Origin of the sequence: Dyadobacter sp., from assembly GCF_039919315.1 — a bacterium.
Taxonomy (GTDB): Bacteria; Bacteroidota; Bacteroidia; order Cytophagales; family Spirosomataceae; genus Dyadobacter.
The window spans coordinates 59,643-75,029 of sequence record NZ_JBDSFX010000095.1 but is presented as its reverse complement, the minus strand read 5'-3'; the positions used below and the strand labels follow the sequence as shown (position 1 = coordinate 75,029).

11 protein-coding genes are annotated in these 15,387 nt (G+C 43.9%); 6 read left to right on the top strand and 5 right to left on the bottom strand.

The window, feature by feature from the left end; all coding sequences use genetic code 11:
• Positions 1-105 precede the first annotated feature (105 nt).
• Positions 106-450: a hypothetical protein gene (locus ABIO93_RS28235; RefSeq protein WP_348073368.1), complete on the bottom strand. Its 345-nt coding sequence runs from the start codon at positions 448-450 to the stop codon at positions 106-108.
• Positions 451-614: 164 nt separating this feature from the next.
• On the opposite strand from ABIO93_RS28235, the gene ABIO93_RS28230 reads away from it, so the two are divergent.
• Both ABIO93_RS28230 and ABIO93_RS28225 read left to right on the top strand, forming a co-directional pair.
• Complete coding sequence (locus tag ABIO93_RS28230) at positions 615-2,912, top strand: UvrD-helicase domain-containing protein (protein WP_348073367.1); 2,298 nt, start codon at positions 615-617, stop codon at positions 2,910-2,912.
• A gap of 88 nt (positions 2,913-3,000) precedes the next feature.
• Positions 3,001-4,497, top strand: a complete 1,497-nt coding sequence (locus tag ABIO93_RS28225; RefSeq protein WP_348073366.1) for a DUF4301 family protein — start codon at positions 3,001-3,003, stop codon at positions 4,495-4,497.
• Positions 4,498-4,580: 83 nt separating this feature from the next.
• Here the strand turns inward: ABIO93_RS28225 and ABIO93_RS28220 are convergent, their stop codons facing one another.
• Positions 4,581-5,054 (bottom strand): Lrp/AsnC family transcriptional regulator, encoded by a 474-nt coding sequence (locus tag ABIO93_RS28220; RefSeq protein WP_015813234.1) that lies wholly within the window; start codon positions 5,052-5,054, stop codon positions 4,581-4,583.
• A 185-nt stretch (positions 5,055-5,239) separates the two neighbouring features.
• Complete coding sequence (locus ABIO93_RS28215) at positions 5,240-6,181, bottom strand: GDP-L-fucose synthase (RefSeq protein ID WP_348073365.1); 942 nt, start codon at positions 6,179-6,181, stop codon at positions 5,240-5,242.
• Between the two features lie 95 nt (positions 6,182-6,276).
• Between ABIO93_RS28215 and ABIO93_RS28210 the strand changes: the two genes are divergently transcribed.
• Both ABIO93_RS28210 and ABIO93_RS28205 read left to right on the top strand, forming a co-directional pair.
• Positions 6,277-7,290, top strand: coding sequence for a hypothetical protein (locus ABIO93_RS28210; protein ID WP_348073364.1), 1,014 nt, complete (start codon positions 6,277-6,279; stop codon positions 7,288-7,290).
• 74 nt (positions 7,291-7,364) lie between these two features.
• The gene (locus ABIO93_RS28205; protein ID WP_348073363.1) at positions 7,365-9,065 is read left to right on the top strand and encodes a hypothetical protein; all 1,701 of its coding nucleotides are present in this window, start codon (positions 7,365-7,367) and stop codon (positions 9,063-9,065) included.
• 1 nt (position 9,066) lies between these two features.
• Here the strand turns inward: ABIO93_RS28205 and ABIO93_RS28200 are convergent, their stop codons facing one another.
• Both ABIO93_RS28200 and ABIO93_RS28195 read right to left on the bottom strand, forming a co-directional pair.
• The gene (locus tag ABIO93_RS28200) at positions 9,067-10,341 is read right to left on the bottom strand and encodes a D-alanyl-D-alanine carboxypeptidase (protein ID WP_348073362.1); all 1,275 of its coding nucleotides are present in this window, start codon (positions 10,339-10,341) and stop codon (positions 9,067-9,069) included.
• Positions 10,342-10,388: 47 nt separating this feature from the next.
• The gene (locus ABIO93_RS28195; protein WP_348073361.1) at positions 10,389-11,882 is read right to left on the bottom strand and encodes a glycosyltransferase family 39 protein; all 1,494 of its coding nucleotides are present in this window, start codon (positions 11,880-11,882) and stop codon (positions 10,389-10,391) included.
• A gap of 160 nt (positions 11,883-12,042) precedes the next feature.
• On the opposite strand from ABIO93_RS28195, the gene ABIO93_RS28190 reads away from it, so the two are divergent.
• Positions 12,043-13,962, top strand: coding sequence for an ATP-dependent DNA helicase RecQ (locus ABIO93_RS28190; RefSeq protein ID WP_348073360.1), 1,920 nt, complete (start codon positions 12,043-12,045; stop codon positions 13,960-13,962).
• Positions 13,959-15,386: a DUF5723 family protein gene (locus tag ABIO93_RS28185; protein ID WP_348073359.1), complete on the top strand. Its 1,428-nt coding sequence runs from the start codon at positions 13,959-13,961 to the stop codon at positions 15,384-15,386. The genes ABIO93_RS28190 and ABIO93_RS28185 overlap by 4 nt, the downstream gene beginning before the upstream one ends.
• Position 15,387: the final 1 nt, after the last annotated feature.

Below are 15,387 nucleotides of genomic sequence, written 5' to 3'. Positions count from 1 at the left end.
GGCTTTATTTTTAACATGCAAGCACCAGTCACAAATATTTTTGCAACTTTTTTTGCAGCACAGCCTAATCACCTGAAAACCAAATCAAAAACACCACAAAATATTCTAAAATAATTTGAAATATTCTATCACATGCATTTTAAGAAGCGCTTCTTGCTTCAAAACATCGCCTGGCGGAAGTGCCCGATTTAACTTATAATGCGGCCAGCCATCCTTATCGTTGTACTCAAATAGGTAATAGGATGACAGGCTTAATACCTTACATATTCCTATATGCATTAAATCTTGTTTTTGTTCTTTGGTAAACCGTTTGGCGCCTTGCCCCAATTCCTGAACACCTATCAGAAAGAGGACGCCATTGAGATCGCCCGGTTTTTTTCCAATCAGGTTTTCCAGACTAGTTAGTAAATGTTCCCACTGCATTTCCAGGGGCTGATCTTCGATATTCATGGCATTCCTATTTTAAAGCAAACTATTAAACCTATATCTAACCAATGCGGTTCGGAATCTGCAATATTATTTCATTAAACCGAGGAAACTTAAATAGCCTTACATTATATATTGAAAGGAGGCTTTTAATGGTTTTTCCTAACTTTGGCTTTTGCTATATAAGAATGAGTAAATTGGATAAATATACAATTTTGAATCGTAACGATTATTTGTCAACCCTGAATGAGCCTCAGCGTGCAGCAGTACTGCACGGAAGTGGACCGCTGATGATCATTGCAGGCGCGGGCTCGGGGAAAACAAGGGTTTTGACATTCCGGATCGCTAACCTGATCGAGAATGGGGTTGATCCGTTCCGGATTTTATCCCTGACTTTTACGAACAAGGCATCAGGTGAAATGCGTCACCGGATCGAGGGCGCGGTAGGAATGGAGGCACGGAATATATGGATGGGGACATTCCACTCAGTATTTGCAAAAATATTGCGGATTGAAGCGAGGTACCTGGGCTATACCAGTGATTTTTCTATTTATGATACCGATGATTCCAAGTCTTTATTAAGAAGTATCATTAAAGAATACAATCTGGACGATAAGGTATATAAGGCTAATGTAGTTTTCAACCGGATATCCGGGGCTAAAAACAGGCTCATTTCCGCAGAAGACTATGCGAACAATGCTGTAATACAAGCGGATGATGATGCGGCCAAAATGAAAGAGATCGGAAGGCTATACAAAACGTATGCGGCCCGGTGCTTCCAGGCCAATGCCATGGACTTTGATGACCTGCTGTTTAACACCAATATCCTTTTCCGGGATTTTCCGGATGTACTATATAAGTACCAGCACAAGTTTCAGCATGTGATGGTCGATGAGTTTCAGGACACCAACGTATCCCAATACCTGATTACCCGTAAGCTTTCCGCGGTTCATCGTAATATAGTGGTAGTGGGTGATGATGCGCAAAGTATTTATGCTTTCCGCGGAGCCAACATTGAGAATATCCTGAATTTCGAAAAGGACTTCCCAGATGTTGTCACGATCAAGCTGGAACAAAACTATCGATCGACCAGTAACATTGTCAATGCGGCCAACTCTGTGATCGCCCGCAACAAATCCCAGCTTAAAAAGGAAACCTTTACAGTGAATGAAGAAGGTTCCTTAATAGATGTGATCAAGGCGGGATCTGATAATGAAGAAGGAAGACTGGTAGCGACTGCTATTTTTGAAGAAAAAATGCAGAAAGCGCTACGGAATGAGAATTTCGCCATTTTGTACCGTACCAATGCTCAGTCGCGATCATTCGAAGAAGCTTTGCGGAAGCTGGGGATCAAGTACCGGATCATTGGTGGGCAGTCGTTTTATCAGAGAAAAGAAATCAAGGACCTGCTTGCTTATTTGCGTTTTACAGTCAATCAGCGCGACGAAGAAGCATTTAAAAGGATCATTAACCTGCCTAAAAGAGGAATTGGTGATGCTACCGTAGCCAAAATAGCGGTTACTGCCTCCGAAAATAACATCGCGATCTGGGAAGTAGTAGCCAACATCGGCAATTATGCAAGCGGCAGGACTATCTCTCCTATCGAGCAGTTTGGAACGCTGATCAAAAGCTTTAAAATTCAAGTTAGCGAAGGAAAAGACGCTTATGAGGTTTCAGCACACATTGCCAAAGCTTCGGGTATCCTGCGAGATTTGTATGAGGACAAAACTGTTGAAGGATTGTCGCGCTACGAAAACGTACAGGAGTTGCTGAACGGGATTAAGGAGTTTGTTGACAATGAAGAAACCGAAGATAAAACCCTGAGCGCGTTTCTTCAGTCGGTATCATTATTAACCAATGCGGATGAGCCGGACGATAATAATGATAATGACCGCGTGACAATGATGACTATTCACTCCGCAAAAGGTCTTGAATTCAGAAACGTATTTATCGTAGGCCTCGAAGAAGATCTGTTTCCAAGTCAAATGATGCTGGAAAGCAGGCAGGACCTGGAAGAAGAAAGGCGCTTGTTTTATGTAGCGATCACCCGTGCGGAAAAGAAATTGTCCTTTTCGTATGCTGAAAGTCGCTATCAGTGGGGCCGTCTCAAAATGTGTGAGCCCAGCCGTTTCCTGCTGGAAGTTGACCAGCGCTACCTGAATGTGTCTAAAATGATATCGGCTGCGGCAGAACGTGAAAGCTCTCCCACAGCCAATCCTTTTTCTGCAAGAAACCTGATACAGCGTAAACCAGCAGAGCCAAAACCTAATCCGGCTGTCGCTTCCTATGTCCCGTCTGCGGACTTTGTACCCAGCGATACTTTTGACCTCACCGAAGGAGACAAGGTGGAGCACTTGAAATTCGGGTTTGGGCAGGTTACTAAAATGGATATAAATGGGACAGACCGTAAAGCAACAGTCAAATTTGACCTGGTCGGAGAAAAAACATTATTGCTGAGTTTTGCCAAATTACGGATACTTAAATAAATCTTTTCAAATGGTTATAGTCGCTTCTTTGCCAGCTTTACTATAATTGAATCATTCCCCAAAAATTCACTGATTAAACAATAGATTTATGTTCATTGAAAAAGATATCGTGCAAATAAATGACCGCGGCAGCGACATTCAAGTGGTGGAAGAGCAAGTCCGTTACTTCGAAAACGGGTTTCCGTTTCTGCAGCTTTCCAAAGCCGCTACGGTGGGCGACGGTGTTATCCGCCTCACGGACGAGCAAATTGCACAGGTAATTTCTGATTTTGACAAAAGCGCAGCAGACGGAGAGATAGCGTTATTAAAGTTTGTACCTGCCTCAGGTGCTGCTACACGGATGTTTAAATCTCTCTTTGGCTTTTTGGAGCAGGGAAAAAAAGATAAATCGGTCGAAGAGTTTTTTGCCAAATTGCCCGACTTCGCTTTTTATGAAGACTTGAAAACCTCCTTAGCTGCTGACGGAAGCAACATTGAAACTGCTGATGAAAAAACGATCGTATCCTATTTCCTGACAAACAAAGGCCTGGGATATGGCGAGTTGCCAAAGGGATTGCTAAAATTCCATAATTACGACAGTCGTTCCCGCACACCCCTGGAAGAACATTTGGTGGAAGGCGCGAAGTATGCCAATGCCGGAAGCAATGTTCAGATCCATTTTACGGTATCGCCGGAGCATCGCGACAAATTCGAGAAACTTGTTGTGGAAGTGCTGCCGAGCTATCAAAGTGAATTTGGTGTGAGATACATTGTCTCTTTTTCTGAGCAAAAAAGCTCGACCGACACCATTGCGGTTAATTTAGACAATACGCCATTCCGTGAAAAAGACGATTCTTTGCTGTTCCGTCCTGCGGGCCATGGAGCGCTTCTTGAAAACCTGGGACAATTGGATGCGGACATTATTTTTATCAAAAACATTGATAATGTAGTTCCTGACAGAATTAAAGAGGAAACCATTACTTATAAAAAAGCTTTGGCAGGAATCGTTTTGCAATACCAAAAGCGAATTTTTGCCTTTCTGGAAAAGCTGAGCGGACAGGTTGACGCCTCACTTTTTGCAGAACTAGATACTTTTTTTCAAAAAGAATTATGTGTCATTCCCCCCGCAGCGTTTGGAAGCTGGTCTGATGATCAGAAGAAGGAATATTTTGTTCGAAAGCTTGACAGGCCTTTGAGAGCTTGCGGAATGGTTAAAAATCAGGGAGAACCTGGCGGTGGACCATTCTGGGCGGAGAATGCTGATGGCTCATCCTCATTACAAATCGTAGAGTCCGCTCAGGTGGATGTTGATAATGAGGATCAGAACAACATTTTCAAGAATTCTACCCACTTCAATCCGGTGGATCTGGTATGCGGCGTGAAAAACGGAAAGGGAGAATTATATGATCTGAAAAAGTTCAGAGATCCGCTGACAGGCTTCATTACTGCGAAATCCAAAGACGGTAAAGATCTAAAAGCGCAGGAGTTGCCAGGGTTGTGGAATGGTGCAATGGCGGATTGGAATACGCTTTTCGTGGAAGTTCCGCTGATCACTTTCAACCCTGTTAAAACAGTTAATGACTTGTTGAGAGAGCAACATCAATAGTATTTGAAACCTATCAGGTGCAATAAAAAACCCGCTGGAATTGATTCCGGCGGGTTTTTTATTGCAATTTCTATACGAGATTGTCATGGTATCGGTAAAACCTTACTTTCTTTAAAAGTAGACAGGATAACCATTGTCTGGGTACTTGCTACTTCTTCGATTTCATTGATTTTTTCAAGCATCAGCTTTTGATAAGTACTGATGTCCTTTGAGATAACTCTTAAAAGAAAATCACCTGTACCTGTAATATGGTGACATTCAATTACTTCGGGGATAGCGTGAATCTTTTCAACAAATGATTCCGTAACCGCTTTCCGGTGACCAACCAGTGAAATCTGAACAAAAGTGCTAACACCCAATCCAACCTTTTCAGGTTCAAGCTGAGCGTGGTAGCTTTTAATGATTCCGGATTGTTCCAGTTTTTTAACGCGTTCCAATGTTGGCGCAGGAGACAGTCCTATTTCTTTGGATAGTTGTGCGTTGGTTATTTTTGCGTTCGTTTGTAAGATCTCCAGTACTTTACGGTCTATCTGGTCTAACTTAATAATGGCCGACATTTCTCTATGACTATGGTTTATATAACGCCCTTTTTTTGGGACGATGCAAAACTAATTAGTTTCCCGAAGAATCTTATAATTATATACTGGAAATTTGTCAAAAAAAAGAATTATAGTAGGCAAAATGTGATTTTAGTATGGAAATATTAGGTTAGACATAATGTAACCCATTAAATACATTAAGGTTACACTGCGTAAGTTTCAATTTTTTGCAAAAAATCCTGATAAGTCAGCTGGATCCCTTCTGCCAGCTCAATGCGATGTTTCCAGCCCAGATCGTGCAACTTACCTACATCCATTAATTTGCGCGGAGTACCGTCAGGTTTGTCTGTGTTCCAATGTATCTGCCCTTCATATCCCGTGACATTCCGGATCATTTCAGCCAAATTTTTGATGGTAACATCGTCGCCTACCCCAATATTAAGGAACCCGGCCTCATTGTAATTCTGCATTAAAAAGTAACAGGCATCAGCCAGGTCGTCCGCATGTAAGAACTCCCGAAGTGGCGAACCTGTGCCCCAAAGCTCAACAAATGGCTTGTTTTCTTCTTTTGCTTCATGGAATTTCCTGATCATGGCAGGAAGCACGTGCGAATTATTAAGGTCGTAATTGTCATTCGGGCCGTACAAATTGGTAGGCATCACGGAAATAAAGTTGCAACCATACTGAGCACGATATGCCTCACACATTTTTATACCTGCAATCTTAGCAATGGCATAAGGTTCATTGGTAGGTTCCAGCAGACCAGTCAGCAGAGAACTTTCCTGTAATGGCTGTGGCGCCAGCTTTGGATAGATGCAGCTGGATCCCAGGAACATCAGTTTTTTAGCCTCAGTCCGGTATGCGCTGTCGATGATATTGTTTTGTATCAACAGGTTATCATGCAGAAATTCGGCCCGATAAATGTTGTTGGCCATAATGCCACCTACCTTTGCAGCGGCAAGAAATATATATTCGGGACGTTCTGCTTCAAAAAAATCTTTGACATCGGTTTGGTTGCGCAGATCGAGCTCGGAGGACGTTCTAAGTATAAAATTATTGAAACCTTCCTTTACTAATTTTCGGTGAATCGCGGAGCCGACCATGCCGCGATGTCCGGCAATATAAATTTTAGCACTTTTTTCCACTGTGTTTTTTTAAATTTGTCCGTTGAAAATCAATATAGAAAAAATCAATTCGTTACAAAAGTAACAATGTTACCCTGAAGAAAAATCCAATACACATGCAAAGAGTAATTCTGGTCTGCGGCTTTTTATCATTAGGTCTTACTGCTGCCACGCTGGCTCAGTCGGTACCGAAGGATACTACACCCCCGGCCTGGCTACCAAAGGAAACAGTTAAAAAGGATACTGCCAGTCGTTCAAAGGACTTGAAATCCTTTATTTCTGGCTTGGATCCGGTCGTAGGAGCCTCGGTACCAGGTGATAAGGGCAAGTCTACGAGCCTCTCCACTTTGTTCGGGGAAACAATTCCGGATTTGGGATTAAGGGTAAAAGAATACAAAAGCCAGAAAAAAGACCGGAAACGTAAGAAAGAAAAAACCAGGCTTGCCAAGGTACAATATGAAGGAATTCCAATGCAGAGTATGTCTGTCAAGTATGGTAGCGGCGATCGTGCTACGGTGGAGTCTTTCCATGTTTTGAAAGAATATAAACCAATGGATCCCTATGTAAAGGCCACAGAAACAAGGTGGTATGATAAAAAAGGGAAGAAGCTCAGCTCGGCCTTGGTAAAAGAAAAAGAACAGTCACTTCCACTTCATGGCTCCTACAAAAAATATAATGGAGAGAACCTGATCGAAGAGGGCTACTATTATATGGGTGTGAAAGATGGCCGCTGGGTAAAGTACGATACTAAATACAACCTCATTGACAAGGCAGTATGGAACCGCGGCTTCCCCGCCGAGTCCCGCATTACTTACTACGATTCAGCCCATACGCAGGTAAAGGAAGTGATGCCGGTTGCGTTTGGGGAGGTTGAGGGCGAGTATATGCAGTTTTACAAAGAAGGACAGCTGATGACCAGCGGTAAATTCGATACCGGCAAGAAAGTAGGCCGCTGGGTCGAGTACTACCAATTCCGTCGTCAGCGCAAAAAAGAAATCCAATATCCAAAGTCGGGCTGGGATGAAGAATTCGAACCTTTTATTCTGCGGGAATGGGATGATAAAGGCAAGCTTCTGTACGATTATACCAAAGATCCCCGCGCTTCCGCTGAAGAAGAAACCGAAAATTAACGGTTTGAATGGTTGAAAATCATCATTCACCTGCTTAATTAGCATGCCCGAATTAGGGCGTGATTTCATGAAATATGTATTTATCTTTCCTCGATTTCGTCAGAAATAAAAGCTGGCTTGCTTCATTGTTGTGCGTCATTCCTGTACTGATCTACGTCTGGGTTTTCAAAGTGATTGCGCTGAATGTCAATTATGTAGCTTTTGATGATATTATGATTCTGGGCATTATCCCAGGCTTCGAGCATGCCACCCTTGGCGAGAAATGGAAGCAGCTCACAACGCTTTTTCCTGAACACAGACTCGTTTTTTCGCGCTCCGTCATTCTTCTTTTACATGGCTTTCTCGGCAAAGTGAACCTGGTATGGCCTATGATCATTGCCAATATTTGCTGGGGGTTGTGTGCGTTTGTATTCTACCGGGCTTTTAAAAGATTGAAAGCAAACTTCTGGTATTTCGTGCCGGTGATGTGGCTTTGGTTTAACATTCAGTCGTTCGAAAATATCTTCTGGGGCGTAAGCTCGCTTTGCAATTTCGGTGTGTTACTATTTATTCTGAGCGCACTCTACTTCGCGGTTTATCATCCTGAACGCATTGCTTATAGTCTTTTATTTGCGGTGGCCGCCACATTTACCTACGGAAACGGTCTGATGGTTTTTCCGGTCATAGGCTTTTTGTATCTGCTTTCTGGCAGGCGCAAAGAGTTTGTAATCACATTGTTAACTGCTGTCACAATCGCGGTTATTTACTTTATTGATTTCACACCGATTACCCAAAACCTTGACTTCTCCAATCCCAAACAGGTAAAGGAAGGATTCTTCGGGTTCTTTGGCTTCATAGGATCCATTGCGACGCTCAGGGCTTACGGTGCTCCTCCGATTGTGCTCTCACTGGCCGTAGGAACAGGTATGTTAATGATAACAACGCTGCTTTTTCTGTACCGGAAACAGTATCTCAAACTTTGGGACTCATTATGGCTGAAATCCCGCTATAATAATCAAACAGCCCTTTTCGCATTATCTATCGCAATTTTTGTAGGTATCACAGCACTCGCATTGACCTACAAACGAATCCCAACCGACACCTTCGAAGGGATGTTCAAAGGACGCTACCGAATGTATTCCACATTGTGGTGCATTGCGCTGTACTTTGCCTTTTTATCTGTTTCAAAGGAGAGACTTAAAAAATGGATCTCTCCTGCAATCCTTCTGGCCGCTGTCGGACTTAACCTTCTCATACTGCAAGGCAATTTTGCTGACGCTGTGAACAACCGTCGCGCTGCCATTGTGCAGGAATTTAATGCAAGATATAATGCCGACTGGCTGGGAATCAGGATGTTTTCAATGGATCAGCAGCATTTCGAAAAGATAAGGTCCTATTACCAATCCGCCGATCCGATTGCTGAGGGTTGGGATCCTAAAATTGGGAGTGATAGCGTGGTTTGCGACAGTTTGTACAGAGCCGATGCCGTTACCAAAAGAGGGGACCACATTGTGGTTAGTTTTGAGAATGATTTTTTCAAATCGCTGAAAGACTATTCTGACGGTGCTTACGTGCTATTGAAATCTCCCGGACATGTGTATGCTTCGCCGCCTAACCAGTTTGCGGTACCTTTTAAAACTACAATCAGGAGACAAATGTATTTCTCAAAAGGCGCATACGGTAGTTTTCACGTCGCCACCGTTGAGCCAGGGGTATACAGCATTTATTTGCTGGTTCGCCGAAATGGTAAAAACAGGATTTACTGTACTGGCCAGACTTGGGAAGAGAAAGAATAGCTTAAAATTTGTTGTGTAACCCGGTCAGTATCCGCTCTACTTCCTTACGAACCTCACCGGTTGGCCGTGTAAAGTTGTTGTTCATGAAGCTGAATACCAATGTCTTGCCTTTTTTGGTTATCAAAAATCCACTCAGATTGTAGTTGTTGCTCAAACTACCTGTCTTAGCAAAAATAAAAGGGGCGTCCTGCTTGAAGAGATTGCTGAGAGTCCCGGTTTTTCCACCGTTAGGCAGTATTTTGAATAGTTTTTCACGCGGAACCTTCTTGTAAATCTTCTGTAACAACGCAACGATGCTTCTTGGAGTGAAGAGATTGTAGCGGCTCAACCCTGATCCGTCTTTCCAGATTGGCCGGTCGGGCAAGTCGCTCATATGGTGCTCAATGGCATGGGCAATGGCTTTTTCAGTATTTAAAGGCAGTTTATTAGCGGTAGCATAAAGAAGCATTAATTGCTCGGCGAGCATATTGTCGCTCACCTGCATCATTCTGGTGTAAAGCGAGTCGGTAGGAATGCTATAAACGGTTTTTAAGTCAATTTCCAGTGGAATATGGATCAGTTTGATCTCTTTTTTCAATGTATCGCTCAGAAGCTGGACTGTCAAAAGATCGCTCATATGTACGGGAACGTCCTGGATCAGGCCCTGTGGGACAGCAAGCTTTGAATGGTGGAAAAGATTCTGCGACTCTTCCCTTTCTATTCCTGAGGCTGTCGTATCAAAAATCATTGATTTTTTCCAGAAACCAGGGCTTACCTGATAATTCTGGGATGACTCGCCCTTGAACCGCGCAATGTTGCCGTAAACGGGTAATGCAGTGATTTCAGGCTGATAATAATCGTTGTAATCGCTCCAAGCCCATCCAGACCCAAAGCGCTTATTTTCAAAATGATATGGTGTGTAAAAGATTTGGTCTTTCCTGTTTTTTAGAAAATCAAAAACTTTGCTGTGAGGGAGGTCAGGGTGTAAAAGTGAAGGATCGCCGGTACCCCGGATAATGAGCAACTCGCCCCATTCCAGATATTCCAATCCCGGAACGGAGTCGCCCAGGGCACATAACCCGGCGTAAAAACTGAATAATTTGGTATTAGAAGCCGGTGTAAAATACCTGTTACCTTGATATGAGGCCAGCGTTTTGGAATCATTCAGGTTGGAAATAGAAATGCCGGTATGCTGCTGACTTAAAACAGAGGAGTTTTTTATTTCCCGGTTCAGATAGTGCGAAACGGAGCAACCGGATAATGTAAGAACACTAATGAAGAAAAGCAGCGTGCGCATGTAAATTAGTTAGAATTAGCAGAAACAAAGATAATATTTTCGCTGATTCAATAACGAGCCGTTCGTTCATTCCTGATTACCAGATAAAAATTTCCGTGCAGCGTAATGACAGAATCCTTTTTGGCATCGAACTGAGGCAGGCAGTCCGTATTCGCCAATACGTACCTGGAAGTATCAGCCCCAATGCCGATGTCTTTGAGCGAGAGCAAATGATAGCGTTGGAAATAGGAATGAATATCTGCAACCTGGTACAAATCATGACATACACCTATGGTTGAGGCACGTGCGACGTACTTTTTTACATCTTTCGCATTCTCTGCCATCACATCAGGCTGAATGGAATTGACCTTTTTCAATGTAATTCCCCAGAATCCAATGGTAACAACTGCAAAAAACAGAATGCACAATTTTGGAACGACCTGGCTTAGGGAATCTATTTTTTCGACTAATAATGCGGCGAAAAACATTGCTACAAATGGTAATGCGGGTACAAGATAATGCGGATACTGTTTCACGCTGACTAGCATCGGCGCGATCCCGGAAAAAGCAATCAAAAAAGTAAACTGACTGATCCGCGTCACCGCTGGACTGATCTGGCGTTTTAATTTTAGTAAAAAAGCAATGACATTTAATCCAAGAAGCGCCAACAAATGGGGATATACGTTACGCAGCAAATCAGGAATAAGTAGAAAATGAGCCTCCCAGCCAGTACCCGTTTTTTCTCTTTTTTGCATTAAGGCCTGGACTACCTGACCCTGAAAATAGGTGCTCAAAAACTCAAATGCGGGCCGGTATGCAAGTGTCAAACCACCCGCCACTACCGCGATACCCAGCATGATCGCAGTGCTTTTTAAGCCTTTTTGAAAGGTAATGTCTGCATTTAAAAACGAGTAGAGCATTGTAAACGCCAATGGGTAAAGCCCTACCGGTCCCTTAGTCAGGAAGGCGAGAAATACGCCGATTCCAGCTAACAGAGGCCATATATAATCTTGTTTGGAAATGGTACTACGCGTCAAAAAGACAAGCTGGAAGTAGCACGATAGCAGGCAGAAAACGCCCATTGTGCTGTCTAGAAAGTTGTTTGGGATGCTGTACCAAACTGTGGCCATACCATACCAGCACAAAACCGGCATCCATGCATAGCGTTGCAACACGGCCTGGCTGAGGAATAGTTTTTGCCAGATTTTAGCAATTAAGATGATGTAGCATATAAGAACAATCAGATCGTAAAAATTCTCCACGGCAGTAGTATCGCCCATGATTAGGAAAAGTATCGATTGCATTCCGAATTGTAATGGAGGATGTCCCGAGAAAAAAGTACCATTGTCATAAGGAAGCCAGAAAGAATCAGCAAAATAGGGCTTCCAGAACGACCCGATACCTAATGACATGTTCCGTGCTATCCCCGCGTATGTCATTCCATCCATAAACATGGTGTCGTCCAGTGACCGTGGAAGAAATGTGATGAGGATAAAGCTGATGGTAAATATCCAGGGAAGAAAGCGGAGATATTTATCATTTCTGGCAACATCAAATAACATATCGTGGAGTGAAGTTTGTCCAAATTAAGGCATTTTTAAGCGGACTCATATACTTACCCTGCCACCTTTTTTTATGAACCGCAACAGATGATCCTTTTCATAACAAACATTATCACATTACTTTGCACGGGTTTTCCAAGGCATTGCAAACACAACTCTGATGATTGATCTTCACGCCATATTGAGGCGGTATTGGGGTTATGATACCTTCCGTCCTTTTCAGGAAGAAGCCATCAAAACGGTACTTAATGGGATAGATACGCTGGTTTTACTTCCAACAGGAGGTGGAAAATCGGTATGTTTTCAAGTACCGGTCATGGCGATGGAGGGGGTGTGCATTGTGGTAACTCCGCTCATTGCCCTGATGAAAGATCAGGTGGAGCAGCTCAAAAAACGGGACATTCCTGCCGCCGCAATCCATTCGGGAATGAGCCGGACGGAGATTGACATTACGCTTGATAATTGCATTCACGGGATTACCAAGTTTCTATATGTATCGCCCGAGAGGCTGCGAACGGATATTATGATTGCCCGTGCGAAACAAATGAATGTTTGTCTGCTGGCAGTCGATGAGGCACATTGCATCTCAGCCTGGGGTTACGATTTCAGGCCCTCTTACCTCCTTATTGCCGAATTTAGAAAGCTGATTCCGGGCGTTGCCGTGATGGCACTTACCGCCACAGCTACCGAAGAAGTGCGGGCGGACATTCTGGATAAGCTTGAAATGCGCAATGCCAGGGTATTTAAGCAATCCTTCGCTAGAGCTAACCTTTCCTATTCTGCATTCGCCGAGGAAAGCAAAGAACGAAAGTTGCTGCAAGTCCTGAAAAATGTGCCGGGATCGGCAATTATCTATGTAAGGACCAGAAAAAGGACCAAAGACCTGGCCGACTGGCTGAGCCGGCAGGGTATATCGGCGCAGAGCTACCATGCGGGATTACCTTTCAAGGAAAGATCGGACCGGCAATCGGCATGGATTAAGAACCACATTCGAGTGGTAGTGGCTACCAATGCTTTTGGCATGGGGATTGACAAGCCGGATGTACGTGCAGTGATCCATTTCGACCTGCCCGACAATCTCGAAGCATACTATCAGGAGGCTGGGCGTGCCGGAAGGGACGAAAAGAAAGCCTATGCCGTAGCGCTGTTCAATAAAATTGACCTGGAAGAGCTTTCGGACAGCATTGAAAGAAAATATCCTTCGGTCGAAGTACTGAAAAGGGTTTATCAGGCTTTGGCAAATTATTACAAAATAGCGGTCGGAGGCGGTGAGTTTGCGGCTTTTGATTTCGATATACAGGAATTTACAGGGATTTTCGGACTGCCCGTTAATGAAACGCATTATGCGCTTAAATTGCTTGAAGAAGAGGGATTTATCCAACTGAGCGAGAATTTTAATGATCCTGCAAAAATCCATTTCCTGGTCGATAACCGGCAATTGTACGACTTCCAGATACGTTACCAGGAATTCGATTCGTTTATCAAAGTGATTCTGAGGATGTACGGAGGAGAGGTTTTTACTGAGTACGTCCGGATATCAGAAAGTGAGCTGGCCCAGGTCTATTTTGCTCCGGAACCGGAGGTGACCAGAAAGCTTAGATTTCTCATGGAGCGCGATATTTTGATATACGAGCCCAGAAAAGATAAGCCACAGCTCAGTTTCCTGACACCGCGGTACGATGCTGCATTGTTACCATTGAATGTATTTGAAATAGGAAAGAAAAAGGAGCGTGACCTGGGTAAGGCACGCTCAGTTGCACGATATGCGTCTCACGAACATCTTTGCAGGACGCTCCTTTTATTAGAATATTTTAATGAGTTCGACGCACAGGAATGCGGTGTTTGTGACAATTGTATCAAAAACAGAAGGGAAGAAAGTCAGAAAGATACGGCCCTGGCCGAGGCAATTACAGACCATTTAGACCAGGAAGGACCTGTTACTCCGCTTGATTTGAGCCAGGCATTTGAAAATGTGGCCGAGGCGGATTTTTTGAAAACGTTACAAGAATTAATTGAAGAGGAAGTGATCCGGTACGATCCGATCGGAAAGCTGTTCTTAACTAACAAAACTCAGCATTGAAAAACTTAACACTCACTTTCGCATTACTATTTATTTCATTTCAGATCTGCAAAGCACAACAGATCCCAGGTTTGGAATTCAGCAACTACGGAGGATTGTACCGGGCTACTTATAATCCTTCAGTAATCGGGGGGCCAAAGCATAAGTTTCAGATCAATATCATTTCACTCGGAGGAAGCATTAAGTATCGCTATTTCAGGTTTTTGGGTGAAAATTCTTTTCTGACCCCCATACTTGCGTCACATTCTACCAAAGAGATATACGGCCGATCACGTACCATGGGATCGCTGACCTACAAAGACCCGATTTACGTGGTAAGTGAGATCCGCTGGCCGTCCGCGATGATCGCGCTGGGTAAGTACCAGGGGCTCGCATTGCAATTACGCACGAGGGGCTATGTGCAAGGAAACAACATTCCCGATCCTATTCAGCATATTTATTTCAAAAGAATGGACACGGGAAGTACCAATGGTTATGAAAATGAAGCATGGGGCGACTTTAATCTGGTGCAGCAAAGCTTTTCGGACATTAGCCTTACCTACGGTGTTCAGCTGCTGGATCTTGAATCTCATAAATTACGCGTTGGTGCGACGGTTAAGCGCGTTTTTGGCGCGAGAGTGGGTTATTTGACGGGCTCAGCAGATAGTTTCAGCATCCGCCCGCTTGCCGGAAACACTGAAACCAGCGAATTGGTTATTTCCGATCTTTCCTATGAAAGCGGTTACAGCGCAGCCAATCGAAAAGCAAACATTGGTAGACTGATGGATTCCGATCTGTATGGTGCAGGCTGGGGATATGACCTGGGCGTTTCTTATGAATTAGGCTCTTATTGGCATAAAACCAAAGAAGTGTTTGACGAAAGTCCCGAATATCTGATCCGTTTTGGTGCGTCGTTGACCGACATTGGGTCCATTCGTTACCGGACTTCCAATACACGTGTGGAGAGAGGTCGGCAGGCAACCACCGTCGTTGGCCAGACGGAGCTTGAAACGATCAGCGACCGGGGACCAGAGGGCTTTATGAGTTTGTTCCCGGCTGATACCACTACTACTTTCAGGCAAGATGTGCGCCTGCCGCAGGCTATACACCTCGAAGCCGATATTCAGCTTGTCAAAGGATTTTTCCTGAACCTTTCCCAAACAAAGCGTTTCAAAAGTCGGGCGGGGCAACCATTAGATATCTACCAACCTAACTCTTTTACCATTACCCCACGGTTTGAAGATGAGGATTCGGACTTTTCTTTTCCAATCACATTCATTCGTGGTAACAACCGGCCGTCGATCGGTGCAGTGGGACATTTTGGTCCTATCTTCTTGGGATTCAGCAATGTAAATGGTATATTAAAACCCGGCGGTGCGAGGGGAAGTATGATGTATATCGGGTTTAGCGCTTGGAAATTGAGCCGGAAAAAAGAAAAGGATTGAT

Coding starts and splice junctions, on each gene's coding strand:
- ABIO93_RS28235 (WP_348073368.1), bottom strand. CDS start 450: ATGAATATCGAAGATCAGCCCCTGGAAATGCAGTGGGAACATTTACTA.
- ABIO93_RS28230 (WP_348073367.1), top strand. CDS start 615: ATGAGTAAATTGGATAAATATACAATTTTGAATCGTAACGATTATTTG.
- ABIO93_RS28225 (WP_348073366.1), top strand. CDS start 3,001: ATGTTCATTGAAAAAGATATCGTGCAAATAAATGACCGCGGCAGCGAC.
- ABIO93_RS28220 (WP_015813234.1), bottom strand. CDS start 5,054: ATGTCGGCCATTATTAAGTTAGACCAGATAGACCGTAAAGTACTGGAG.
- ABIO93_RS28210 (WP_348073364.1), top strand. CDS start 6,277: ATGCAAAGAGTAATTCTGGTCTGCGGCTTTTTATCATTAGGTCTTACT.
- ABIO93_RS28205 (WP_348073363.1), top strand. CDS start 7,365: ATGTATTTATCTTTCCTCGATTTCGTCAGAAATAAAAGCTGGCTTGCT.
- ABIO93_RS28200 (WP_348073362.1), bottom strand. CDS start 10,341: ATGCGCACGCTGCTTTTCTTCATTAGTGTTCTTACATTATCCGGTTGC.
- ABIO93_RS28195 (WP_348073361.1), bottom strand. CDS start 11,882: ATGTTATTTGATGTTGCCAGAAATGATAAATATCTCCGCTTTCTTCCC.
- ABIO93_RS28190 (WP_348073360.1), top strand. CDS start 12,043: ATGATTGATCTTCACGCCATATTGAGGCGGTATTGGGGTTATGATACC.